The sequence below is a fragment of the Thioalkalivibrio sp. HK1 genome (assembly GCA_000583135.1).
Classification (GTDB): domain Bacteria; phylum Pseudomonadota; class Gammaproteobacteria; order HK1; family HK1; genus HK1.
The window spans coordinates 21,394-46,316 of record JFBG01000053.1 but is presented as its reverse complement, the minus strand read 5'-3'; the positions used below and the strand labels follow the sequence as shown (position 1 = coordinate 46,316).

General features: G+C 59.3%; 16 protein-coding genes and 1 pseudogene. 5 read left to right on the top strand and 12 right to left on the bottom strand.

Annotated features, from left to right (window positions below; translation table 11 throughout):
• Positions 1–126: 126 nt before the first annotated feature.
• The 5 genes from BF99_RS22095 to BF99_RS0113475 form a co-directional block, all read right to left on the bottom strand.
• A complete protein-coding gene (locus BF99_RS22095) occupies positions 127–747 on the bottom strand; it encodes a hypothetical protein (RefSeq protein ID WP_156013316.1) in 621 nt (206 codons plus the stop codon).
• Between the two features lie 156 nt (positions 748–903).
• A complete protein-coding gene (locus tag BF99_RS0113505) occupies positions 904–2,112 on the bottom strand; it encodes an anthranilate phosphoribosyltransferase (protein WP_197019147.1) in 1,209 nt (402 codons plus the stop codon).
• A gap of 251 nt (positions 2,113–2,363) precedes the next feature.
• The gene (locus tag BF99_RS0113495; protein WP_081759268.1) at positions 2,364–7,532 is read right to left on the bottom strand and encodes a DUF4011 domain-containing protein; all 5,169 of its coding nucleotides are present in this window, start codon (positions 7,530–7,532) and stop codon (positions 2,364–2,366) included.
• 257 nt (positions 7,533–7,789) lie between these two features.
• Complete coding sequence (locus BF99_RS0113485; RefSeq protein WP_197019146.1) at positions 7,790–9,262, bottom strand: malonyl-CoA decarboxylase; 1,473 nt, start codon at positions 9,260–9,262, stop codon at positions 7,790–7,792.
• Between the two features lie 137 nt (positions 9,263–9,399).
• Complete coding sequence (locus BF99_RS0113475; protein ID WP_025771309.1) at positions 9,400–10,173, bottom strand: enoyl-CoA hydratase; 774 nt, start codon at positions 10,171–10,173, stop codon at positions 9,400–9,402.
• 280 nt (positions 10,174–10,453) lie between these two features.
• Between BF99_RS0113475 and BF99_RS0113465 the strand changes: the two genes are divergently transcribed.
• The 3 genes from BF99_RS0113465 to BF99_RS0113450 all read left to right on the top strand — a co-directional run bounded on the left by BF99_RS0113465 (position 10,454) and on the right by BF99_RS0113450 (position 13,660).
• A complete protein-coding gene (locus BF99_RS0113465; protein ID WP_197019145.1) occupies positions 10,454–11,455 on the top strand; it encodes a TRAP transporter substrate-binding protein in 1,002 nt (333 codons plus the stop codon).
• A 165-nt stretch (positions 11,456–11,620) separates the two neighbouring features.
• Complete coding sequence (locus BF99_RS0113455; protein WP_051482913.1) at positions 11,621–12,193, top strand: TRAP transporter small permease; 573 nt, start codon at positions 11,621–11,623, stop codon at positions 12,191–12,193.
• A gap of 153 nt (positions 12,194–12,346) precedes the next feature.
• Entirely contained in the window at positions 12,347–13,660 is a 1,314-nt protein-coding gene (locus BF99_RS0113450; protein ID WP_025771304.1) for a TRAP transporter large permease, read from the top strand.
• A 135-nt stretch (positions 13,661–13,795) separates the two neighbouring features.
• On the opposite strand, the gene moaB is transcribed toward BF99_RS0113450, so the two are convergent.
• The 7 genes and pseudogenes from moaB to htpG all read right to left on the bottom strand — a co-directional run.
• Positions 13,796–14,299: a molybdenum cofactor biosynthesis protein B gene (gene moaB, locus BF99_RS20975; protein ID WP_038098394.1), complete on the bottom strand. Its 504-nt coding sequence runs from the start codon at positions 14,297–14,299 to the stop codon at positions 13,796–13,798.
• 223 nt (positions 14,300–14,522) lie between these two features.
• Positions 14,523–15,785: a molybdopterin molybdotransferase MoeA gene (moeA, locus tag BF99_RS0113440; RefSeq protein WP_025771301.1), complete on the bottom strand. Its 1,263-nt coding sequence runs from the start codon at positions 15,783–15,785 to the stop codon at positions 14,523–14,525.
• A 21-nt stretch (positions 15,786–15,806) separates the two neighbouring features.
• Positions 15,807–16,379, bottom strand: coding sequence for a molybdopterin-guanine dinucleotide biosynthesis protein MobB (mobB, locus tag BF99_RS0113435; protein ID WP_025771299.1), 573 nt, complete (start codon positions 16,377–16,379; stop codon positions 15,807–15,809).
• A 127-nt stretch (positions 16,380–16,506) separates the two neighbouring features.
• A complete protein-coding gene (locus BF99_RS0113425) occupies positions 16,507–16,686 on the bottom strand; it encodes a hypothetical protein (protein WP_025771298.1) in 180 nt (59 codons plus the stop codon).
• Positions 16,683–17,942: a methylation-associated defense system AAA family ATPase MAD3 gene (mads3, locus tag BF99_RS0113420; protein ID WP_025771297.1), complete on the bottom strand. Its 1,260-nt coding sequence runs from the start codon at positions 17,940–17,942 to the stop codon at positions 16,683–16,685. The genes BF99_RS0113425 and mads3 overlap by 4 nt, the downstream gene beginning before the upstream one ends.
• Before the next feature lie 190 nt (positions 17,943–18,132).
• Positions 18,133–19,122: a 50S ribosomal protein L3 N(5)-glutamine methyltransferase gene (prmB, locus tag BF99_RS0113415; protein WP_025771295.1), complete on the bottom strand. Its 990-nt coding sequence runs from the start codon at positions 19,120–19,122 to the stop codon at positions 18,133–18,135.
• 312 nt (positions 19,123–19,434) lie between these two features.
• A pseudogene (htpG, locus tag BF99_RS0113405) lies at positions 19,435–21,387 on the bottom strand (molecular chaperone HtpG); the annotation flags it as partial.
• 337 nt (positions 21,388–21,724) lie between these two features.
• Between htpG and mutS the strand changes: the two are divergent.
• Entirely contained in the window at positions 21,725–24,406 is a 2,682-nt protein-coding gene (mutS, locus tag BF99_RS0113395; RefSeq protein ID WP_025771291.1) for a DNA mismatch repair protein MutS, read from the top strand.
• Between the two features lie 161 nt (positions 24,407–24,567).
• Positions 24,568–24,891 carry a ferredoxin FdxA gene (gene fdxA / locus BF99_RS0113385; RefSeq protein ID WP_025771289.1) on the top strand — a complete coding sequence of 108 codons (324 nt, stop codon included), beginning with the start codon at positions 24,568–24,570 and terminating at the stop codon, positions 24,889–24,891.
• Positions 24,892–24,923: the final 32 nt, after the last annotated feature.

Sequence of the window (24,923 nt, the reverse complement as noted above, 5' to 3'; positions counted from 1 at the left end):
TCGGCGCTTGTGCGAAATCAACCCTTATAGTGCCCGTCCTTGCTGCACGAAAGACTCGGCCCGTACCCCGGACATCAGGTGTGTCGGGGGTGTAAACGGGCGTAGTGGGGACCATCGGTGGCTTTTTCAGGTATCGGCCTCGCATTCGATCATGAAAACCCCCCACGGCCACTGCACCGATTCTTCCAGCGTGGCCGAGCGATCATCGGGGATATCGAAGACGATCCAAAAGGGGCCGCGGCCGCCGATATCCAATCCTCGGCCGTCGGCACTCATCGCCAATATCCAGTCGCGATCCCGGCGGGAGTCGGCCTCGATTCGGGTCGCGAATCCGTCGAGGGCGAGGGTGCGAAGCGAGCGATCAATGGGGCAGCCGGCGGCGTTCATGACATCGGCAAGGCGCGGACCTGAAACCCGTACCGCCTCGCTTGTCTCCCAGCCTCTGGGCGTGATCGTGATCTCGACCTTGTCCAAGCCATCGAGCATCGCTCGATCGAAGGCGAAGCCGCGCTCGAAATCCTGTTTGTGGAATTTAAAAAAGGCATCTCTTTTGTCGTTCATCTCGCTGCGATTGCTGCGGGAGATATCGCCGACGATCGTCAACTCCACCGATCCTTTCGGAAGATCGGCGGCCTGTGCCATCGACGCTGCAAGAGCGATCGATGCCGGCAGGATCAAGGCGAGGGCGCAGACGGCGAGCATGCGTTTACAAGCGATTTTCGTCGTCGATCCGAAGTATCGGCTCATGATTTTCTTCCTCTTTTTTTTCGAGTATTCAAAGGCCGTTTCGGTCAAGACCGATAAGGCGTCGTTCGAACAAGGCTCTCGCTTTGCCCCCCGGCATCGAGGGCATCGGGGCATCGATCATCGGCGTCGATGATCAGCACCGATCGGTAGTATCGATCAAGATCGGAAACGCTCCAATGCCCGCCCCTGATCGATGGACTTTCTTGCGAGATCGGCTCCTTGAGCCAGATCCCGCACCTTGCCGGTATGGCGCAAAATGAGTGCGGATGCATAGACGAGGCTGTCGCGGGCGGCCCCCGGCGCCCCGCAAAGGGCCTCCAAACCCGCCTTCGCCGCCGCCTGCGCGATGGCCAGGCCATCGATTTGGATATCGTCGTTTCGGCGCCTGTAGCCCTTGATATCCGGCGGTAGAGGAACCGCTCGCATATCTTGTTCGATCCCCACCTCCGGCGGCGAGATATCGGATTCCTCTTCCGTCTCGCCAAGCGCTTCGGCGGCGCCGTAGCTCAATATCCTCGTGCCTTGGCGCAGCGAGGGAACGATACCCCCTTCGGTGCCGCGCACGATCAAGGCGGAATCGAAACCTGCGCTTTTGGCCAGCAGAGCGTAGATGCGGGCATAGGGCTTGTGGACATAGCCGGTGACGATATGGGTGCATCGCCGCCCGCGGACCGGACCGGTCATCACCTCCACCGTGGTCAGCGCCGGGCGCTTGATGATCAGCGTGCGCAAGGCGGTCAGAGCGTGAAGGTCGGGGTTGAAAACGCTTTGGTCGCAATAAGCCCAGCCTTGCTGCGGATTCCCGAGTCGTTCGCCGACCTCTTCGGGCGAGAGATCGGTGCGTATCTTGCACGCTGCGAGCACGCGGTGATGGGTGGCCCCGAATTTCGGTCCCATGCTTTCGACCCCTTGCGAGATCGTCGGTAGTCCGCAGGCGGCCAGCAGCGCGGGGACGAAGGCGGAAACGGGCAGGGTGCGGTTGAAGCCGTTGAAGGGATCGGAGAGATCGACCACCTCGTCGACCGGGGCGACGATGCGCTTGGAACGCTCGATCAGCGCATCGAGGATGCCGAGGTTCTCGTCATCGCTCTCCCGCTTCATCCGCAGCGCGATCAGAAAGACCGCCGCTTGTACCGGATCGATCGTCCCGTCGAGGATCATCTCCATCCCTCGGCGAGCCTCGCTCCGATCGATATCCCGGCTAAGTTCCGGTCCGGTGGCGATGCGTTGGATGATCGAGCGCATCAGCTGCCGCTTGGCCGCTCGCTCGGCATCCGAGTTTTTCTCGGGCGCTATCGATGGGGGCTGCGAGGGCGAGTCTTTCGTCGCCGAGGAGGGACGAGGCTCGTTCGAATCCGCATGCATGGTTCGGTATTTTCCTTGTCCAAATCCATTTAGAGAGGGTTTGCGATGATGTGTCGGCATCGTCGCTCATCGTTCGTATTCGGGATGCTTATGTGGACCTAAGAGCGCTCGCTCGTCGATTGCAAGGCGGGGATTGTTTGCAAACCCTCTTTTCGTCCGAGAGCGGATAGCCTCATCCGATCGAATCCCCGGGATTGCCGGAATCGCCCCCCGGATCGTTTTTTCGATATCCCGTTCGCCCTCGTCGGCTCCTAGGGATCTTGATCTTCGCCTTGCTCTTTGCGATCGCCATCGACCAGCGCGTGCAGCTGCCCGTCGATATCGTCGATCACCTCCTCGGGATCGCGGAAATAGTCGGTGGACCAGATGCGGGCGAAGCGCCAGCCCAGAGATTCGAGCACCTGCTGTCGGATGCGATCGCGATCGCGAGCCGAAGGCGAACTGTGGTAGGTGGCGCCGTCGCATTCGACCCCGGCGAGGTATTTCCCCGGCTGATCCGGATGCACCACCCCGAGATCGACGCGGAATCGACTCACCCCCACTTGGGAGATCACTTTCCACCCCCGCTCGCGTAGCGCGAAAGCCACGCTCCGTTCGAATTCGCTGTCGAAGCGGTCGATGCCGTAGCGCTCGCGGCTTTGCCCCGCCAAGGCGCAGATCCCGCGCTCGGCGTATTCGAGATAGTCGCGCATATCGGCGACCGCCTGGGCTTGGGTGCGGCTCAGATCGAGCATGGTGTAGTCCATGCTGGCAAAAACCAGCACTTCGTATTTGGCGCGGGTGATCGCGACATTGAGGCGCCGCTCTCCCCCTTGGCGGTTGAGGGGGCCGAAGTTCATGCTCATCGTGCGCGCCCCGGGCTCGGTGGGGCCATAGCCCAGACTTAGAATGATCACATCGCGCTCGTCGCCCTGGACGGTCTCCAAGTTCTTGACGAAAAGCGGCGGCCTTCCATCCTCATCTCGGAAGAACTCCTCGGTTTGCGGGTGGTTGCGCCGCATAGCGTCGAGGCAGTTCTCGATCGTGCGCTGTTGCGATTGATTGAGGGCGACGACCCCGATGGTGTAGCGCGAGAGTTCCGGATCCTGCAATCGCCGCAACACTTCCTCGGCGACCGCTTGCGCCTCCTTGGGGTTGTTCGCCTCCTTGCCCTTGCTGTAAAGACCCTCGACCTTGTGCAAGGTGACGGCGCTTTCCTTCGTTTGCGCCGATGGATAGGTGGCAAGGGAGTTTTCGTAATACTTGCTGTTCGAAAAGGCGATCAGCGATTCGTGCTTGCTGCGGTAGTGCCCGGTCAGGCGATGCTTTTTCAAACCGGCGTCGAGGGCGCGGTCCAAGATGCTCTCGTAATCCTCCTCCTCGTCCTCGCTATCGACGGCGCTGCGGTTGAAAAAGTTGGTCGGCGGCATCTGCTTCGGATCGCCGACGACGATGACGTTCTTTCCCCGCGCGATGGTGCCGATGGCATCCCAGACGGTGATCTGCGAGGCCTCGTCGAAAACGACCAGATCGAAGTGATTGAAATCCCGAGGCAGGAATTGGGCGATCGAGATCGGCGACATCATCATGCACGGGGTCAGATCCAAGGCCTGCGCTCCCAACCCCTCCATCAGTTTGCGGATCGGGATATGTCGCTGCTTCTTTTTGATCTCGCGAGATAGGATGCGCAGCCCTTCGGAGAGCCTTCCTTCGGTGCTCGGTACGAATTCCGCGGTATTGGCCGCAACTTGGGCTCCGCAAGCGTTCTCGATCGCCTCGTCGGTCGCGGTGAAATCTTTTCTCAGGCGCTCGTGATCGCGAACGCGAAAGCGCCTTAGAACGGGGTCGGCGTCGATCAGCAAAGGTGCCAGCCAGCGATGAAAGGCGTGATCGATCATATTCGCCGAACGATCCTCTGTTAGCCGCCCGTCGGTGATGGCCTCGACGATCGGCATCGGATCGTAATCTCCGCAAGGTGTGGTTCGCAGTCGGTTCCAATCCAAGCACTCATCGAGACGCGCGATGCCCTCGATTCTTTCGAGCAATTCGGCCAGATCCTCCCAACCATCGGCATCGATACCGATATCGGCTCCGAGCCCTCGCCATGCCGCCAGATTCCGCCGGTATCGCTCCATCGCTTGGCGCATATCGGCCAAGGCCTGCCGGTGTTCGGGGTTTTCGGCGATCGTCCGAATCAAGACCGGAATATCGCCGTCTATCTCTTTTTGCACCCTCTCGAAGGCGGTCGCAAAGCCCTCGCAGGTGGATAGAAGCCCCTGCAACTGCGAGGTGGAGACCTCCTCCCATCCCGGCCAGATCCCGGATCGTATGAAAGGAGGCAGCATGGCCTCGATATCCGCCGCCGCCGAACGCGAATCGTCCAAGGCGCGCAGGTTGTCGATATCGACGGTCAGTCGGATCCCGAATCCCTCGAGTTGCCGCCGGATGCGGAATTTCCGGAAAAAAGCCACGATCGGGTTGGCGGTACGCAAGGCCTCGATCCATGCTTGCGTCGGTAGAGCCAAGGCCCGATCGAGATCGAGATCGAAATTGGATGAAAGTCGCGCGTGAATCGCTCGGCGCCGCTCGATCATCTCGATGATCTTGGCCAATGCCTGCCTTCGTTCCTTGGCATCGGGGTCGAAGATAAGCGCTTGGCATTTCAAGGCGGTGAGCGCTTCGCTTTCCAGCAGAGATTCAAGGCCGCTTAGCGCAGCATCGTCTCGGATCGGTCGAATCCCTCCCAAAGCCTTGCAAAGCCCCCGTTCGTGCCCTTTCATCGCCGCCAAGTCGGCCTTCAACGCTTGTACGATGTCACGAAAATCGCCGTCCCATCGATGGGACCATTCCCCGTTCCCGACCGCGGCGAGCGCGCGGGGGTCGATATCGGAAATGGCATCGAAGGCTTCGAGCAATCGCTCGGCCTGTTCTTGGATGTCGCTCAGCCATTGTTTGGTCGCGCGCGGGATGTTCTCGGGGTGGTTCGGCAGTCCCAAGGAAAAGCCCGCGCTTTCGTCTCCCAAAGAAGCCCCGATCGCCTCCCACGGCGTGATATCGCAACGATCGCTCGTACCGTGGAGCGCTGCCAAATAGCGATTGAGTCCGTCCCTTTGCTTCGACAGTTTTCGGTTTTGTCGATCCCAAGCCTTCGGGGGCGTCGTTTCGCCAAGCCATGCGTCATCGAATTGCTTCAACACCGCCTTCTTGTTGGCTTTGTTGCTGTGCAGCTCGAGGCAGCGATGCCCCAACCCCACCTTTTCCAGCCGCCGGTAGACCACATTGAGGGCTTCCATCTTCTCGGCTACGAAGAGCACCTTGCGCCCTTGGGCGATATTGGTGGCGACGATATTGGCGATGGTTTCCGATTTGCCGGTACCCGGCGGTCCTTCGAGCACGAAATCCTGTTCCCGAGTCGAGGCCTCGATGGCCGCCAGCTGCGAGCTGTCGGCGTAGAGCGGGGTATACAAGGAGCCGGGTTCGATGCGCCGATCGACATCGCAAGCATCGATGAACGATGCGCTGTGCGGATAGCCTCCACCCCCGCCCTGCTCGATCAGGTGATTGACGAAGAGATTGTTTTTCAGGGCATCGAGTCGATCTTTGAGGTCTTGCCACATCAGGAATTTGCGAAAAGAAAAATTGCCGATGACGATATCCTCGATCAGCTCGAAGCCCTTGATATCCTTGATCGCCTCTCGCACATAAGACCAGACTTGCGGCACATCGACCCCGTGGCTATCCATCGGCAGCGACTCTCGAAAGCATCCGAGATCGATCTCGTAATCTTGCAGCAGGAATTCGATCAAGGTGGAGTTGAAGACCGGCTCCTCGTCCGGATGCGCACAAGCGGTGATTTTGGAGCGGGCGCTGCGACGCTGCAGCTGTATCGGCAGCATGATCAAGGGGGCTTTATAGGACTTCTTGCTCTTGGGGGTTTCTTGCCATCGCAGCATCCCCAGACTCATGAACAGGGTATTGCTGCCTCCCTCTTCGAGGTCGTTTTTCGCTTTTCGATAAAGCCCGAGGAGGGTCGTATCCAGTTTGTCGGTCGTGCCATCGGCCACCAGCCGTCGCTCGTCGAGTTGTTCGAGGGCGAATCGATCGAAATCGGGACTCGAAGGCGACGAGCCGCCTTCCAAGGCCTCGAATCCGTTTTCTTGCATGGAGATGAAGTTGAATTTCCTATCCTGCGCCAGCGCATCCTCGAGCCTTGCAATATCGGGACAACGAAGACGGATGTGGGAAGCGCGGCCGCCGAAGTTCAGCAGGCGGTTGCGCTTGGAGAGATCCAACAGCCGCCGCTGCCAGTGGTCGACCCGACCCTCGGGGCTGTTCTCGACCGGCCGATCCTCGAGGCGGATTCGCGGCATCGGCGGCGGCGCTTGCATCTTCGGGATGCGGGGCGCTTTCGTCGAGGTCTTGGCTTTTTCTTCGATCCGCTCCCGTCGACTCGGCAAGGGGCGGATCGAGCGCTTGCGCGCCTGCGCGATATCGAGGGCGAGGACGAAATCCTTCTCGACCTCCTCGTTCAACGAGGCGCGGGCGATATCGCAGGCCTCGGCGAAGGAGGGGATCGGTCGCCTTAGGACGCAGGTGGTTTCGAAAAGCGCGATATCCTGGGCATCGACGCGCTTTCGCATATCCATCGGATCGTCGTTGCTCGTGACCTGGAAACTCTCTTCGATCAGCCAGCAGCCGGCGCAGGCATGTCCATGGGTGAGCACGATCACCGGATTCAGGCCGATATGCTCCAAGCAGGCGGCGAAGAGGGTCGAGGCATCGAGGCAGGCGGCCATGCCGGTGGCGGCGATGCGATCCGGAAGACGGATACGCTGGCCGGTTTCGGCGAAATCCGGCGGCGGGGAGACGTAATCCAAGCCGAGCGAGGCCACCGCTTGCCACAGCGCTTGGGCCATCATCCACGGGGCTTCGCGCGATCGGGATTGATAGCCGTTCATCGCATAGTCGCCCGGGACTTTGGCCAGCGCTTGCGCGGCGCGCTTGACCAAATCCTCGACGAGATCGCTGTTCGGCATTACGAAGCAGGCCAGCATCTCGGGATTGTTGGCCGACCCCGCCCAATGGTCTTTGGGAAGCAACAGGGTTTTGGCATCGACGCTTGCGATCCTTAAGTCGCCTTGCCGTAGATCGAAGCGCAGTTCCAGCTCCGTTTCGTCGATCAGCCCATCCAAGTATTCCAAGGAGATTTCCGGCTGACGATCCCGCAGCTCTTGAACCGCACCCGGACCCAAGGCGTCGATATGCCATGAATAGGGTTCGAAGACTTGCGGATTGGCGTGCAGGTGCAGCGTCAGATCCTTTAGGGGCGCCGCACTTTTATCGGGTTGCTCGATCTCCAATCCGCTCAGCAATCGAAAGTGGCCAAGCTGCCGATGCGCCGGCGAATAGTAGGGGGAGACCGTCGGTGTGATTTTCGGCATCGTTGGCTATGGCACGAGGGCTATGGGTTGTCGTTTTTATCGTTGCATCCGATATTCGTATCAAGAGTCAAGCGAATGCCGCTTCGAATCGAGATCGATCGAAATAGGACCTAAGACAAGGGCGGGGGAGGTGGATAAGGATATCCCGACCCCGTGAAATTTACAATGTCATCGACAGTATTTCATGATATCGGAACCCGAGCGACCGTAAGAGTATCTGCGAATATCGCCGCATCGGGGGAGGGGGGGATCGGCGCTCATTTCCTTTTGGCAAGGCGTTTGACCTCCATGGAGATCGGGGCCTCGCCGGTTGCGCAATAGCGCTCGTGATTGTCTTCGACATCCTCCAAGACATAACGATAGTTGACCATGATGCCTGCGGATTGTTCGAGTCCTCGCTTCGATATATCGCCGAGCCAGTTGATGCGCTCGATCCGCGCCCCGTTATCGAGATGGAAATGAGCCACCCGGTCGAGGCTGCGCTTGCCTCGCTGGGCGGTGCTTGAACTCGTTTCGCTAAGAAAGCGCGCTGCGAGATGGAGCAGGATCGGGCGTAGCGCGTTGGTCAGATCCGCATCTTCGTTCCAATGCGGACGATCGAGCAGGGTGCGCAAAGCCGATCCCGCCGGGATACCGTCGGGGTTGTCGGCGAGTTCGAGGATCGTCGTTGCCTGCGCCGGATCGAGGAGCCCTTCTTCCTCCTCGAGGCGTGCATCGAGCCAAGATCTGAAATCCGGCATCGGGGAGAGGGTGGCGAAGGTTTTGATATCGGGCAGATCGCGAGCGATATCGGTGGCGACCTGCTTGATCAGAAAATTGCCGAAACTCACCCCGCTCAGACCGCGCTGGCAATTGGATATCGAATAGAAGATCGCGCAATCCGCCGCGAGGGGATCTTCGAGCGGAGCGGTGGGATCGAGCAGAGCCTGAACGCTCGAAGACATCCCCCGCACGAGGGCCACCTGCACGAAGATCAACGGCTCGGCGTGCATATTGGGGTGGAAAAAAGCGTAGCAGCGGCGATCCGGCTCGAGTCGATTCTTGAGATCATCCCAAGAGCGGATCTCGTGCACCGCCTCGTAGCCGATGAGCTTTTCCAATACGAAGGCCGGGCTTTCCCATGTGATGCGCCGCAGCTTCAAGAACCCGGGATCGAACCACGAGGCGAGCAGGGCGCGAAGATCCTCGTCGACCCCGATGAGATCCGGATGCTCGCGCTTGGCATCGAGCGCATCGGCGCGCAAGTCGACGAGGAATTTCACCCCGCCGTTGAGTCCGTTGAATCGCTTGAAGAGCCGCAGGCGTCGGGGGATGAGGGCGCGGCGCAGGTGATCCAGCGCGATCCGATGCGCGCGTCGCTCTTTTTCGGATCCATGTTCGGGATCGATCGTTGCCAGGGTGGGGCGAAAGGCATCGATCGCCTCCCCGATCGCTTGGGGGTCGGTATCGTATTCCTCTTCGAGCATCCGCAGAAAACGCACCCGACCGGCGCGCTTCAATGCCAGATACATCTCTCCCAATGCCGCGGCTTGCGCCCTTGCCGATACCTCGCCGCCTCGACCTTCGATGCAGGCGTCGACCCGCTTGCGCAGGTGTTCTTGATCGCTTGGGTCATCGAGATCCGGATGCACGCGATCGAGAAGGGGTATCTCTCCTTGGCCCCCGCTGCGCAGGCTCTTGAGAAATCTGCCCAAGGTGCGATCGAGCAATCCGGATGCGGTTTCTCTCAACACATTCTTCGAGCTCTTGCTTGGATTCTTCGAAGGACATCGTGCAAGGCGATGGTTTCGAAAAAAGCCGTCGATATACGAGGGTTGGCCGAGGATGGAGCGCTTCGAAGCGATCGAGCGATATCGCGAAGAGGGACTTAGCGATGCGACCACTTCGCCGGGCGTTTTTCCAAAAAGGCCCGCATACCCTCGCCCTTGTCCTCGGTGGCGAAGGCGAGATGGAAAAAGCCGCGCTCGGCATCGAGACCGGATTCGAGCGTGGTCTCGTAAGCGCGATCGATCGACTCCTTGATCATTTTCACCACCGGTCGGGACATCGAGGCGATGGCTTGGGCGGCCTCCATCGCCTCGTCGAGCAAGCGCTCGCCAGGGACCACTCGGCTCACGAGCCCGCTGCGCTCGGCTTCCTCGGCGCTCATCATGCGCGCCGTCAAACAAAGATCCATCGCCTTGGCCTTGCCCACGGCCCGCGGCAGGCGCTGGGTGCCGCCGAGCCCCGGGGGGATGCCGAGCTTGACCTCCGGTTGTCCGAAGCGAGCGTTGTCGGCGGCGATGACGATATCGCAAGCCATCGCCAGTTCGCAGCCGCCGCCGAGGGCGTAGCCGGAGACGGCGGCGATGATCGGTTTGCGGACGCCGCGGATCAGATGCCAATATGAAAAATGGGGTTTGGCGAAAGCCTCCATCGCGCTCTTTTCGCTCATCTCCGAGATATCGGCGCCGGCGGCGAAAGCCTTTTCGCTCCCGGTGACGATCATCGCCCCGATGGCATCGTCGTCATCGAAGGCCGCCAAGCAATGGCCCAGTTCCTTGATCAGCGGTTGATTGAGGGCGTTGAGGACCTTCGGTCGATCCAGCACGACCAAGCCGACGGATCCTTCGGTCCGGGCACGAATGCAGGTGTATTCCATCATCGAAACCTCGTGTTGACATTGCAGCGGGTCGGTGGATTGCCGGGGCCTTTCGAAGACCAAGCGATGCGATGGACATCCCCGAGAAAATGAAAGCCTCGGTCAAGTTTTGCGCTTTCGCTCGATCTCGCTCATTATAAGATGCACGATAAAGTCGCCATGTCGGTCATCGATCGGCTTGGTTCGCGATCATTTTGGCCGTGGCCACGATTATCATGCCTTGATCGGGTTTCGCCGCAAGTCTTTCGGATAATCTTTTTTTCAAAAGGAGAATGAATCGATGTCCATTTTGCCGATCGTTTCGTTGCGTCGATTGGGACGCGTCCTCGTCGCATTGTCGACCCTGTCCCTTCTCGCATTCGCTCCCGCCCATGCGCAGAAATGGGATATGCCCATGGCTTATGCCGATAGCAACTACCACACCCAAAATGGCAAGGACTTCGCCGAGGCCATAAGGGTCGCCACCGGCGGGGCCTTGGAAGTGGTGGTGCACGGCGGCGGGTCGCTGTTCAAGGGCAATGAAATCAAGCGGGCGGTCCAGACCGGCCAAGCCCCCATCGGCGAGCGCCTGCTCTCCTCCCATCAGAACGAGAACGCCGTATTCGGTTTCGATTCCATTCCTTTTTTGGTCTCGACCTTCGAGGAGTCGGAAAAACTCTGGCAGGCGGCGCGCCCGACGATCGAAAGGATCCTCATTGATCAGAATCTCGTACTCCTTTATTCCGTGCCTTGGCCTGGGCAGGGGCTTTATTTCAACCAGGAGGTCTCGTCGATCGCCGATATGAAGGGCATCAAATTCCGGGCCTATAACCCGGCGACTTCGAGGCTGGCCGAGCTCACCGGCATGCAGCCGGTGCAAATCGAGGCTGCGGAACTCACCCAAGCCCTCTCGACCGGGGTGGCGGAGGCTTTCGTCTCCTCCGGCTCGACCGGTTACGATCGCAAGGTTTGGGAACAGCTCGGCTATTTCTACGAAGTCAATGCTTGGATGCCGCGCAACTACGTCTTCGTCAACAAGGATGCTTGGAACGATCTGGACGAGGGCCAGCGCAATATGGTCAAGGGCATGGCGATGCTCGCCGAGAGCGCAGGGACCGCAAGGGCGCACCAGCTGGCCGATTGGTATGTCACCCAGCTCGCCGCCAATGGCATGAAGGTGCAGATGGCGCACGACGACTTGCGCGCTCAGCTCAAAGAGATCGGGCAGACGATGCTCGACGAGTGGTTGGAAAGCGCAGGCGAAGACGGCAAGGCGATCTTGGAGGCCTATCGCAATATGTGAGCCTTGGGATGGGGGGGGAATTTCGAACTGCTATCCGAACTGCTATCCGAACTGCTATCCGAACTGCTATCCGAATCGATCGTCGATTCGAATCCATGAGCCCCGGGGCATCATCGCCCCGGGGCTTGTAGATGAGGGGGATTTTCAAAGCGAGCGCGCATATCCATGCCGATCATCGAAGCCTCATCCAAAGCAAGCCGCATCCTCGATGCCCTTCGCCCGGGGCTCGATACCCTTTATCGACTATGCGGTCTGATCGCCGCCGCTTTTTTATTGCTGCTATTGCTGATCATCGTTGCCCAGATGGTCGCTCGCTGGTCCGGCCATGTCTTTGTCGGCGCCACCGGCTATGCCGGTTATTGCATGGCGGGGAGCGTCTTCTTCGCCTTGGCCCATACCCTCGATCGCAAGGCGCATATCCGGGTGAATCTGCTCTTGTTGCGCTTGGCATCGGGTCCTCGTCGGTGGTTGCAGGCATGGTGTTTCGGGATCGGCTCGGTGATCGCGATCCATTTCGCCGTCTATGCCATTCGCGCCACATGGTGGTCGTGGAAACTCAACGATATCTCCCAAGGGCAGGATGCCTGGCCCTTGTGGATCCCGCAACTATCGATGGCCTTCGGCACCGTCGTATTTTCCATCGCCCTCGTCGATCGATTCCTTTCGATCGTTTTCGCCGGGCAATCGGGGGAGGACGATGACGAACCCTCGCCCCAAGACGAGAGCCGAGATCGATAAAAGCCCTTGCAAGGCCCAAGCCTGGAGTTTCGCTTCGGGATCTATACGCAAAAGTACCAATCATCGATTCCGGGTTTTGAAAACCGCCCCCCCGATCTCGCCCGCTCGTCTCACGAGGATCGCCCGAGATCCGCTTGCCAGGAACGCATCGCCATGGAAGGCATTTCCCTGACCGTCGTCTTTCTCTTCGTGCTCTTCTTGCTTTTAGGCACCGGGGTATGGGTGGGACTCGCCCTGATGGGAGTGGCTTGGGTGGGGATGGAGCTCTTCACCACCCGCCCCCCCGGTGATTCGATGATCACCACGATATGGTCATCCTCGTCGAGCTGGTCGTTGACCGCATTGCCCTTGTTCATCTGGATGGGGGAGATCTTGTATCGCACCCGCTTGTCGGAGGATATGTTCAAGGGGTTGGCCCCGTGGATGGCTCCCTTGCCGGGAAAGTTGCTGCATACCAATATCGTGGGCTGCACGATCTTCGCCGCCGTCTCCGGCTCGTCGGCGGCGACCTTGACCACCGTCGGCAAGATGTCGATCCCGGCCTTGAGGGCTCGAGGCTATCCGGAATATATGACCATCGGCACTCTGGCCGGGGCCGCTACCTTGGGGTTGATGATCCCCCCCTCTTTGATCCTGATCGTCTACGGCGTGACCATCAACGAGTCGATCACCAAGCTCTTCATCGCCGGAATCTTCCCCGGCCTGCTGCTGGCGGGGATGTTCATGGGCTATGTCGCACTATGGTCCATCTTCAGATCCAAGGAGATGCCGCCCGCCGAGCCCGGCATCTCCATGGCCCGGCGCATCGGCGATTCGGTATTTCTCATACCGGTCATCGTGCTGGTTCTATTCGTGATCGGTTCGATGTATACCGGTTTCGCCACCGCCACCGAAGCCGCTGCCTTCGGGGTGGTGGGGGCGCTGGTATTGGCGGCATTGCAACGCTCGTTGACATGGAAGACCTTCGGCGAGAGCCTGATGGGGGCGACTCGCACTTCTTGCATGATCGCGCTGATCCTCGCCGGGGCGGCCTTTTTATCCTTGTCGATGGGGTTTACCGGATTGCCCCGAGCCCTCGCCGAGTGGATCGCCTCCCTCGATCTCACCCCGACGACCCTGCTGATCGCCTTGATGATTTTTTATATCGTCATCGGCTGCTTTCTCGATGGCATATCGGCCGTGGTGCTGACGATGGCGGTGGTGGAGCCCATGATTCGGGCCGCGGGGATCGACATGATCTGGTTCGGGATATTCATCGTGGTGGTGGTCGAGATGGCGCAGATCACGCCCCCGATCGGATTCAATCTCTTCGTGCTCCAAGGAATGACGCGGCACGATATCGGCTATATCGCCAAGACCGCGGTACCGATGTTCTTGATCATGGTGCTGATGGTTTTCGTGCTGATCGCCTTTCCGGATCTGGCCACGTGGCTTCCGGAAAATATGCGCACCCGGCCCGATGGGTGATCGAGCGGTTTTCGAGCGGGCTCGAAGCGTCGTCGATGCCAAGGGGCGGAGTCTTCGAAAAAGCGAGCGTGAAAGGCTCCAAAAGACAAAGGGCGATGCTCGAAGGAGTCGCGCCCATCCGCGCGCCCTTTTTCGCTATTTCTCCAAAAGACGGGGGATCAGCTCGACGAGATTGCACGGCTTCGTGCGGCTATCGAGTTGTTTGCGGATCAGCCGATCCCAAGCGGTGCGGCAGGCGCCGGAGGATCCGGGAAGGCAAAATAGATAGGTGCCGTTGGCGACCCCGGCCACGGCGCGGGATTGGATGGTGGAGGTTTCGATCTCCTGATAAGAGATGCTCCTGAATACCTCCCCGAAGCCGTCGATGGTTTTATCCAACAGCACCCCCACCGCCTCCGGAGTCCCGTCTCGTCCGGTGACCCCGGTTCCGCCGGTGGTGATGATCACGTGGATCTGCGGATCGGCGATCCACTCCGATACCACCGCGCGGATACGGTAGATATCGTCGGGGACGATCGTTTTTCGAAATAGCCGATGGCCGGCCTCGATCAGCCTTTTTGCCAAAAGACGACCGGAGCGATCGTTTTCTTCGTTGCGGGTATCGGAAACGGTCAGCACGCAAATCGAAAGCGGGATCATCGAGGCCTCGTCGCTTTGCCCGACGGCTGCGCTCGAAGCCGGATCGGATGTCGTTTTCGAATCCTTCGAATCGTTATCGGATGTAGGAGTATTCATCGGCTCTTTTTTCCTTTCCACGGTCGCCATGAAAAATCTTTCGTCGAAGGAATTCGATACGAGGCGGCGCCCTTTGCCCCGCAAGGTCATTTGCGGATATGCGTTGCCGATAGACGGCGTGGATGGTTCAGATCAACCCGAAAAAAGGCTGCACCCGAACCATCTCGCCCGGGGCGATACTTTCCCCCTGCTCGGGCAGGACGATGAAGCAGTTGGCATCGCTCATGGTATGGAGCAGCCCCGATCCGCTGCGACCGGTATCGCGTACGACGAGGGCATCGTTTTCGTCCCGCTCCAAGACCGCGCGGTAGTATTCGACGCGCCCCGGTTTTTTGCGCAGGCTGACGGTGCAACGAGCCTCCATCTCCGGCGGCGGGCGAAAGCATGATTCCCCGGCGGCGGCGCGAAGGGCGGGGGCGACGATCTGCAAGAAGGTCACCATCACCGCAACCGGATTGCCCGGCAGGCCGAAGCACACCGCATCCTCGATGAAGCCGAAGGCCAGCGGCCTTCCGGGGCGGATGGCGATGCGCCAAAAACCCACCTGACCCAAGGCGCTCAAAGCCTCTTTGATGTGGTCGGCTTCGCCGGTGGACGCCCCTCCGGAAGAGAGCACGACATCGGCGCTCATCGCCGCCTTTTCGAAGGCTTGGAAGATCGCATCGCGCCGATCCGGCACGATCCCGAGATCGACGATCTCGACCCCGAGGCGCTCGAGCATCCCGCGCATCGTGAAGCGATTGCTGTCGTAGACCAGCCCCGGAGCGAAATCCTCCCCCGGGGAGCGTATTTCATCCCCGGTGGAAAAATACGCCACCCGCAAAGGGCGAAAGACCTCGACCTCGGCCACGCCCAGCGAGGCGAGCAATCCCATTTGTGCGGGCATCAAGCGCCTTCCGCGTTCGATGACCACCGCTCCGGCGGCGATATCCTCGCCGCGTTCGCGCACATGCTGTCCCTTGCGATTCCCCGGCGGGATCCGAATCCCTTGGTCTTCGATCGTCGCGTGTTCTTGCATCACCACCGTATCGGTGCCCGATGGCATCATCGCCCCGGTGGTGATCCTGACCGCTTGGCCGGGCTCCACGTTGCCGATGAAGGGATGGCCCGCCAAGGCCTCGCCGATCGGATGAAACAGCCGCCAAGTGTCATCGGGCAAGGAATCCCCGTCGACGGCATAGCCATCCATCGCCGAGTTGGTATGCCCCGGTACATCGATCGGCGAGGCGATATCACGCGCGGCGATCCTTGCATGGGCTTTTATGAGCGGCAGCGTTTCGCTTTCTTCGATCGCTTGGACATGCACCCGGATCCGGCGCAAGGCCTCGTCCAAGGGCAGGAGATCCGGATCTCCTTCGTAGCAATCGGGAAGCGGCTCGGGAAGGGACATCGTTCGCTCTCGATGCGTTTTTCAGTGATCGACAACCAAGACGGGGGGATTCGGTGCCCCCGAAGGTGCAAGATGCGCTGCCATCGAGCGGATGAGATAGTCGGCGATCCCTTGCGGATCGTTCAGATCCAGCAGCGGCAAGGGGATCTCCTTTTTTGGTGGGGCATCGGTGGCCATGGCGATGATCGTATCGTCTTTGGGGTGCAGCATGGGGCGCCCGAAGTCGGGCCGATGCAGCTCGATCTTCGGAAATCGTTCGTGCTTGAAGCCCTCCACCAAGATCAGATCGAGGAATTCCTGATCCAGATCCAGCAAGATCTCGTCCAAGGAGGGCTCTCGTTCGATCGGTCTTTCCACCATCAACGCCCACCGACGACGAGAGGATATCAGCATTTGCGTCGCCCCCGCCTTGCGCAGTTCGTAGCTATCCTTGCCGGGGGTATCGACATCGAAATCGTGGTGAGCGTGCTTGATCATACCGGTGCGAATCCCGCGCCCGGCAAGGATCGGAAGGAGCCTGCGCAGCAAGGTCGTCTTGCCGGTGCCGCTCCAAGCGGCAAAACCGATGATCGGAACATGGGCGTTGGTCAGCATGAAAGACACTCGAATCGGCGCACGATAGTCCCTCGGCGGATCAAATCGGGAACCATTCTCGCAATAGCCCGAGGAGCCTTCGAAAGGACGAGTCCCGACATCTTTTCAAAGAGCATGCCGATATTGATCATGGAACCGGGATGGAAAGACGACGCCTTCTTGCGCGCAACCGGGATCCGCGCTGCAGGTGGATAACGATATCGCAGGTGATATCCTTTCGGATCTCCGGTGACTTCTTTCTTTCGAGCAGGCCGAGCATCGTTTGCTCGATGGTCTTGTCGGCAACCAGGATGACAAGATCCTTCATCCCATCACCCCCGCCGCCAGCAGGGTTCCGAGATCGACCACCTCGGTCCATTGTCTAAGATTGGGATGTTCGTTCCCGGCCACGATATCGGTGGAACCTCGTTCATTGCGGGCGAAGCACAGGATATCGTCGAGTTTATTGGCGTTGAGGATCACCGGGGAATGGGTGGCCATCAGCACTTGGGCATCGTAGACCGACGAGAGAGGATCGTTGACGGCCGGGATCGCCTTGGGGTGGATACCGTTTTCCGGCTCCTCGATCAGATAGATCCCCCGATGCTCGCCGAGCCATGCCGGGAGCGTCAGGGCCGCCAGCCGCAGCGTCCCGTCGGAGACCAGCCACGAGGGAACGCTCGCCCCGTTTTCGTATTCGAATACCAAATAGCAATGCCGATCTTCGTCTCGGATGACGGTTTTGATCGCTTTCAGATCGGGCAGAACCGTTTGCAGGTTCTCGAGCCATCCGGCAAAGCGCTTCGGATCCCGTTTTTGCAGGCGATCCACCGCCCATGGGAGATTGGAACCGTCGGCGAGGAATTGCGGGGCCTTGACCGGGGGTGAGGGTTTTTTGATCGCAAGACTGTTGAGCGAGAGCCTTTGCACTCCGCTCGCCAACAACCGCAAAAACCAAGTGCTGACGGGAAAGTTACCCTCATCCGGAACGAGGTTGCCCAAAGCCGATTTGCGGGCACCCAATTTGAACGAAGGAGCCCAACGCGTTACCCGTGGCAGGCACTCGCTGTAGAAATTATCGTTGCCGCCCGGCACCTTGTTGATGATGAGTTTATTGTCTCTTTTACGGGTATTGGAGAGCAGGGATTGACGAGGGAGCATCGATCTCGGGAAGAATTCGTTTTGCGAACGATCGGGTTTCGATCGTTTTTTCAACACCAGCCTCTCGGCTTTGAATTCGAAACGATATCCGGATTCCTCGAGCCCGATCGCGATTTCGTAGCGTATCGAATCGAGGTCGGGTCGGATGGTTTTCTCTCTCAAGTCTTGGGGGATCTCGGCTTCCAAGCCGAATTCCATTCGATCTCCTTGTCGATGAGATAGAAGTTCCCTCGGATCGTCGGGGGCCCGCTTGTGCAGGGCTTCGTCGAGGCCGTCGCCGACCACATCGCCCAGGAATTCGACGACATCCATCAAGGTGGATTTACCCGATGCATTCGGGCCCACGAGAACATGAAAAGGGCGAAGCCTTACTTGCACATCCCGCAGGCAGCGGTAGTTCAGCGCTTCGATCAAGGTGATCATCGCTCATGCTCCATCGTCGATATCGCCTTTGATTTTACGATGAGCGATGCGTAGGTTGCCGAAGGGGTCGGAAAATGCCCGCCTTGTACTCGGTCGATATCCGCAGCGGGGCAGACAACAGAGGCGGGCAACAAGGGTCGTTTCGCAAGGCGGAGTTCACCCGTCATTGCAACCGAGACGGAGAGGATTTTCAGTCGAAGGCGGCGGCGAGGCTATCTCGATCCAATAAAAACACCCCTTCGCTCTCGCCCTCCAATTCCAGCCATAGAAAAGGCAGATCCGGAAAAGCCCTTTCCAAGGCCTTGCGCGAGGCTCCGACTTCGCCGACGAGGATTCCTTGCGGATGTAAATGGCGATGGGCGTCGCTCAAAATTCGGCGGATATAGACAAGCCCATCGTCGCCCGCCTCCAAGCCGAGCCGCGGTTCGTGCAGATATTCAAAAGGGAGTGCGGCCATCGTCTTGGCGTCGACATAAGGCGGATTGCTGACGATCAGGTGATAGCGCTCGTCGCTCAAGGCCTCGAAGAGATCGGAGCGGATCATTCGCACTCGATCCTCGACCCCGTGGCGGCGGCGATTTTCCTGCGCAAGAGCCAAGGCCCGCTCGCTTATATCCACGGCATCGACGATCGCGTTCTCGAAGGCCAGGGCGCAGGCGATGGCGATGGCCCCGCCCCCGGTTCCGATATCCACTATGCGCAAGCCGTCGGCGTCGCCGTCGAGCCAAGGCTCGAAGCCGCGTTCGATCCATTGGGCGATGGGGGAGCGCGGTACCAGCGCTCTTTGATCGCAGACGAATTCGAGGCCGGCGAACCATGCCTTTCCGATCAGATAGGCGGCGGGGATCCGTTGTTCGATTCGGCGCCGAAGGAGTTCGAGAGCCTCTTTTCGCTCGCCCGAGGTCAGGCGGGCGCCGAGCCAGAGGTCTTGTGCATCGGGGCGAAGGCCGGCGGTGTGCAGCACCAAGGAGGCGGCTTCGTCGATCGCGTTATCGTGCCCGTGCCCGAAGGTCAGTTGCGCTTTTTCGAATCGAGCGGCTCCGAAACGTACGAGATCCAAGATGGTGCGCAGCTCGCAAAGCGCTTGGCAAAACGAAGGATCGAGATCGTCGATATCCGCAGACGGGGCTCGATTCGACTCGAGGTCGGAATTCGAATCGGAATTGAAATCGGCGCTCATCGTCGACACCCGCTCGTTCTATCGATCTTCGTGGTATCGGTGGATGATCGGTCGATGATCGATATCGAGGGATCGGAACGAGCCGAGCCCGATATCGCTTCCCGTCTCCCGATTCGGATCCCTCGTATCGAATCTCCCATAGCGAATCGACTAGGGATCTTCTTTGCGAGCCTTGGCGCCCTTCGATTTCTCGCCCCCGCTCTTTTTGGCTTTCGCCGCGGTCTTGGCATCGCCATCGGTCTTGGCTTCGGTACTTGCCGCGCCTCCCCGACCCTTCGCTTTTCCGCCCGCATTCGTTTTTCGCCTGCGAGGGGCCGCCTTGCGGACCGTGACCTGCGCGAGGAGCAGTTCGTTCATTCGGCGCACGAAGGCTGCGGGATCCTCCAGACTTCCTCCTTCGCTCAGCAGGGCTTGTTCGAAGATCAGATGCCCCCAGTCGTCGCTCATATCCTCCTTGGCTTGTGTCGCAAGGTGTTTTATCAAGGGATGGGCGGGATTGATCTCCAAGGTCGGACGCACGCTGTGGATGCTTTGTCCGGCGGCATCGAGAAGGCGCTCCATTTGGTGGCTGATCTCGTTTTCCTCGCGCACGAGACAGGCCGGCGAGCTGTCGAGGCGGCGGGTGATGCGCACATCGCGAACGCGATCCGAAAGGATGTTGCGGAAATGAAGAATAAGTCCTTCGTATTCATCCGCATCGGCGTCGGCGTCGCTTTCGGTATCGTCCTTGTCTTCTTGCGCTTGCGTCGAATCGTCTTCCTTCGAAGAAGCGATATCGTCGAGATCGAACTCGCCCTTCATCACCGAGATCAGGGGTTTTTCCTTGTACTGCGCAAGGTGCATGACCACCCATTCGTCGATCGGATCCGTCAGCAGCAAGACCTCGATCCCGTGCTTGTCGAAGGCCTCCAAATGCGGGCTGCTGCGCGCGGCGCGATGGCCGCCGGCCGTGATGTAATAGATTCCTTTTTGCCGATCCTTCATGCGCTCGATATAGTCGTCGAGCGCAACGGACGGGGTCGTGGTCGATTGGTCGGTGGAAGCGAAACGCAACAGACCGGCGATGCTCTCGCGATTCTTTTCGTCCTCGATGATTCCCTCTTTGATGATTTTTCCGAATTCCCTTTGGAAGGTCTCGTATTTCTCGCTATCGTTTTTCGCCATCGACGCCAGCAGATCCAGCACCCTCTTGACCGCCCCGGCGCGGATCGATCGAATCTGTCGATCCTCTTGCAAGATCTCGCGCGAGACATTCAACGGCAGATCCGCGGAATCGATCACCCCGCGGACGAAGCGCAAATAGGCGGGCATCAACTGCTCGGCGTCTTCCATGACGAAGACCCGCCGTATATAGAGTCTGACCCCGCGCTTGATCGAACGATCCATCAGATCGAAGGGGGCGCGCGAAGGAATATAGAGCAGGAGGTTGTATTCGAGATTGCCCTCGACCCGGTGGTGCAACCAGCTTAGGGGATCTTCGAAATCGTGCGCGATATGGCGATAGAAATTCTTGTAGTCGTCATCGTCGATATCGTTTTTATTGCGCGCCCACAGTGCGGTCGCTTGGTTGATATTCTCTTCTTGGGTATCGTCATCGTCGTCGGATCCGGGCATCGAGATCGGGATCGAGATGTGATCGGAATATTTTCGAACGATCCCCTTGATGCGTTCGGGCGCTAAAAATTCGTCCTCGTCCTCGCGCAGGTGCAAGGTGACTTCGGTTCCTCGATCACCGACTTCGAGGTCCTCGACGGTGAATTCACCCTCGCCATTCGATTGCCATCGCACGCCTTGCGAGGCGGGCTTTCCGGCGCGCCGAGAGTTGACGGTGATACGATCGGCGACGATGAAGCCGGAATAGAATCCCACTCCGAATTGTCCGATCAGTTGGGCGTCTTTCGCGCTGTCACCGGTCAGCGAGGCGAGGAAATCACGGGTACCAGAGCGGGCGATGGTGCCGAGGTTCTCGACGATCTCCTCTTTGCTCATGCCGATTCCGTTATCCTTGACGGTGATCGTGCGCGCCTTCGGATCGACGAGAATGCGCACTCGGATCTCGCCATCCCCCTCGTAGAGATCGCTGTCGGAAAGAGCTTCGAAGCGGAGCTTGTCGGCGGCGTCCGCGGCATTGGAGATCAGTTCTCTGAGGAAAATCTCCTTGTTTCCGTAAAGCGAGCGAATCATCAACTCCAGCAGGCGACTGATTTCGGCCTGAAATCCGAAAGTCTCTCGATTCGTGTTTTCCAAGGTAGCGTCGTCGGTCATCCCGTTCATCCTCCCTTCCCAAGGCGATCATCGTCTTTATCCAAAGCGATGGATCAAGCGATGGATTCCAATCTTGCAAGCAAGTATCCCCGCTTGATGGGGGCGAGAACGGGTTCTTTCAAGTTTTGCGACATCGTAGAGAAACGAAATTGCCCGTCGGGTTTTTTTGCACTCGACGATGTCGAATCGAAAATCGCGCGAATGAATATCGAATCCGCCTTCTCGCTGCCTTGCTAGGAATATTTCACGTTATACGATACATACTAAGAAGACAGTGTTCGATGGCTTTGTCGAGGCCACGATTTTCTTCTTCTTCATATCGCGCGTGGCGCTTTGAATGTCTACGAAAAACTCGAAATCATCGTCTCGTTCGGGGCAAGACACCCCGGTCATGACGCAATACCTACGCATCAAATCGGAGCATCCCGAGACCTTGCTCTTCTATCGGATGGGGGATTTTTACGAGCTCTTTTTCGATGATGCCCAGCGGGCCGCCGCCTTGCTCGATATCGCCTTGACCACGCGCGGGAAATCCGGCGGCAAGCCGATCCCGATGGCCGGCGTGCCCGCGCATGCGGTGGATGCCTATATCGCCAAGATCGTGCGTCAAGGGGAGTCGGTCGCCGTCTGCGAGCAGATCGGAGATCCGGCGACCTCTCGAGGACCGGTCGAGCGCAAGGTGGTGCGCATCGTTACCCCCGGCACCTTGACCGAAGAGCATTTGCTCGAAGAGCATCGCGACAACATGCTGGTGGCGGTGCATGGTGGCAAGGGGCATTGGGGCATCGCCGGATTGGAGATATCGAGCGGTCGCTTCGTTTGTACCGAGATCGACGGCGATCTATCCGCCCGAGCCGAGATCGAGCGCATCGCCCCTGCGGAAATTCTGATCCCGGACGATTTATCGCCCCCGAATTTCGTGAGCGAGCATCCGGCGTTGCGCCGCATCCCCGCATGGCATTTCGATCCGATCTCGGCCCGGAATTTGTTGATCGAACAGTTCGAGACCCTGGATCTTCGCGCCTTCGAGATCGAAGATCGTCCGCTTGCGGTCGGGGCCGCCGGGGCCTTGGTTTTCTATGCCCGCGATACCCAGCAGGGTTCTTTGCCCCATGTGCGCTCGCTGCATTTCGAGGGCCACGACGATGCGCTGACCCTCGATGCCGCAACGCGGCGCAACCTCGAGATCGTGCGCCCGCTTTCGGATAACGAGTCGGCGACCCTTGCGGCGGTGATGGACCGGAGTTCCACCGGGATGGGAAGTCGTCTGCTACGCCGGTGGTTGACCCGTCCGATCCGGGATCACGAGGAAATCGCTTTGCGGTTGAATGCGGTCGGCCAGCTGATCGAGGGTCGCGCATTCGAATACCTGCGCAAGATGATCCGCGAAGTCGGGGATATCGAGCGCATCCTCTCGCGGATCGGCTTGAGGAGCGCGCGGCCGCGGGATCTGGTGCAGCTGCGCTCGGCGCTGCATATCCTCCCGCAACTGCGCTCGGTGGCTCTCGAGATCGATAGCCCGCGGGTGCAGGCGCTGGCGGGCACGAGCGGGGATTTTCCCGAGATCGCCCAATTGCTCGATCGAGCGCTGATCGAATCCCCCCCGGTATTGATCCGCGATGGAGGGGTCATCGCCTCCGGTTATGACGAAGAGCTCGACGAATTGCGCGGGGTGTCGGTGAATGCCGAAGCCTTCATGGAGGATCTCGAGAGCAAGGAGCGAAAGCGTTCGGGCTTGCCGAATCTACGGGTCGGCTATAACCGGGTGCACGGCTACTTCATCGAGATCAGTCGAGTGCAAAGCGCTCGCGCCCCCGCCGATTACATCCGCCGCCAGACCCTCAAGAATGTGGAGCGCTATATCACCCCCGAGCTCAAGCAATTCGAGGATCGGATGCTCGGATCGCGAGAGCGGGCGCTGGCCAGAGAGAAGATGCTTTACGAGTCGTTGATCGATCGCATCGCCGAGGATCTCGGGGACTTGCAAAGTTGTGCCCGGTCCATCGCCCAACTCGATGTTCTTTGCACCTTTGCCGAACGAGCCGTGACATTGGACTATCGAGCCCCGGTGCTCGATGATGCCCCGGGCATCGAAATCAGAGAGGGACGGCATCCGGTCGTCGAAAGGAATACGGATACCCCCTTCGTCCCCAACGATATCACGCTCGATAACGAGCGTCGGATGCTGGTGGTGACGGGGCCGAATATGGGGGGTAAATCGACCCTCATGCGCCAAACGGCATTGATCGCGCTGCTTGCCCATGCCGGGAGTTTCGTGCCCGCGGCGGCGACGAGGATCGGCCCCATCGATCGAATCTTCACCCGGATCGGCTCCGGGGACGATCTTGCGGGCGGACGCTCGACCTTCATGGTGGAGATGAGCGAGATGGCGCAGATCCTCAATAACGCCACCTCCATCAGTTTGGTGTTGATCGACGAGATCGGACGTGGAACGAGCACCTACGACGGGTTGGCCTTGGCATGGGCCTGCGCTTGCGATCTCTCTTCGAGGATTCGCTCGTTCACGCTTTTCGCCACGCACTATTTCGAATTGACGGCGCTTCCGTCATGCACCGACGGAGTCGTCAACGTGCATCTCGATGCCATCGAGCACGGCGAGCGGTTGGTTTTCATGCACCGGGTCAAGGAGGGTCCGGCGGATAGGAGTTATGGGATCGCGGTGGCGGCATTGGCGGGGATCCCCGCCGAGGTCATCGGGCGGGCGCGCAAGATCCTCTCCACCATCGAGGATCATCCGCATGCGGCATTGACCGAGCCGAGCACACCGCAGCTCGGTCTGTTCGGTTCCGGGCCCGGCGGGATCCCGATGCTTCCCGAGGAGCGAGAGCTCGCAATCGAATCGTCGTCGGCCGAGGTCGATTCCGATCCGCGCTCGGATCGGGCACAGGCCCTTTTGCAGGCCCTCGATCAGGTCGACCCCGACGCTCTTTCGCCCAAAGAGGCTCTCGATACCCTTTATCGTTTGAAGTCTTTGGGCACCGATGGATCGATCCGATAAATTTGCCTGCGATCGTCGATTCTCGCCCGGCCTCGTCGAGGTCGGGGTGTCATGGTTTTTTGCCGCAGCCTTGCCGATAAAATCACCGAGCACCCGATCTTGCGCATATCATTTGCGCCCGGAGGATTTTCTTTTTTGAAGAAACCGAGGAATGACAGACCATGACTTTCGTCGTCACCGAGCAGTGCATCAAATGTAAATATACGGATTGCGTCGAAGTATGTCCGGTGGATTGTTTTCATGAAGGCCCGAATATGCTGGTCATCGATCCCGAGGAGTGCATCGATTGCTCGCTTTGCGATCCCGAATGCCCGGTGGAGGCGATCGTCGCCGAGGACGATCTAAGAGAGGATCAGCGACAGTGGCTGTCCTTGAACGCCGAGCTATCGAGGCAGTGGCCGGTGCTCAGCGAAAAAAAGGACGCTCCCGAGGATGCGAAGGAGTGGGAGATGGTCGAGGGGAAGATCGAGCATTTGGAGCGCTGACCGTAAAAGGCGAGAAGGATCTCTTGGCGGCC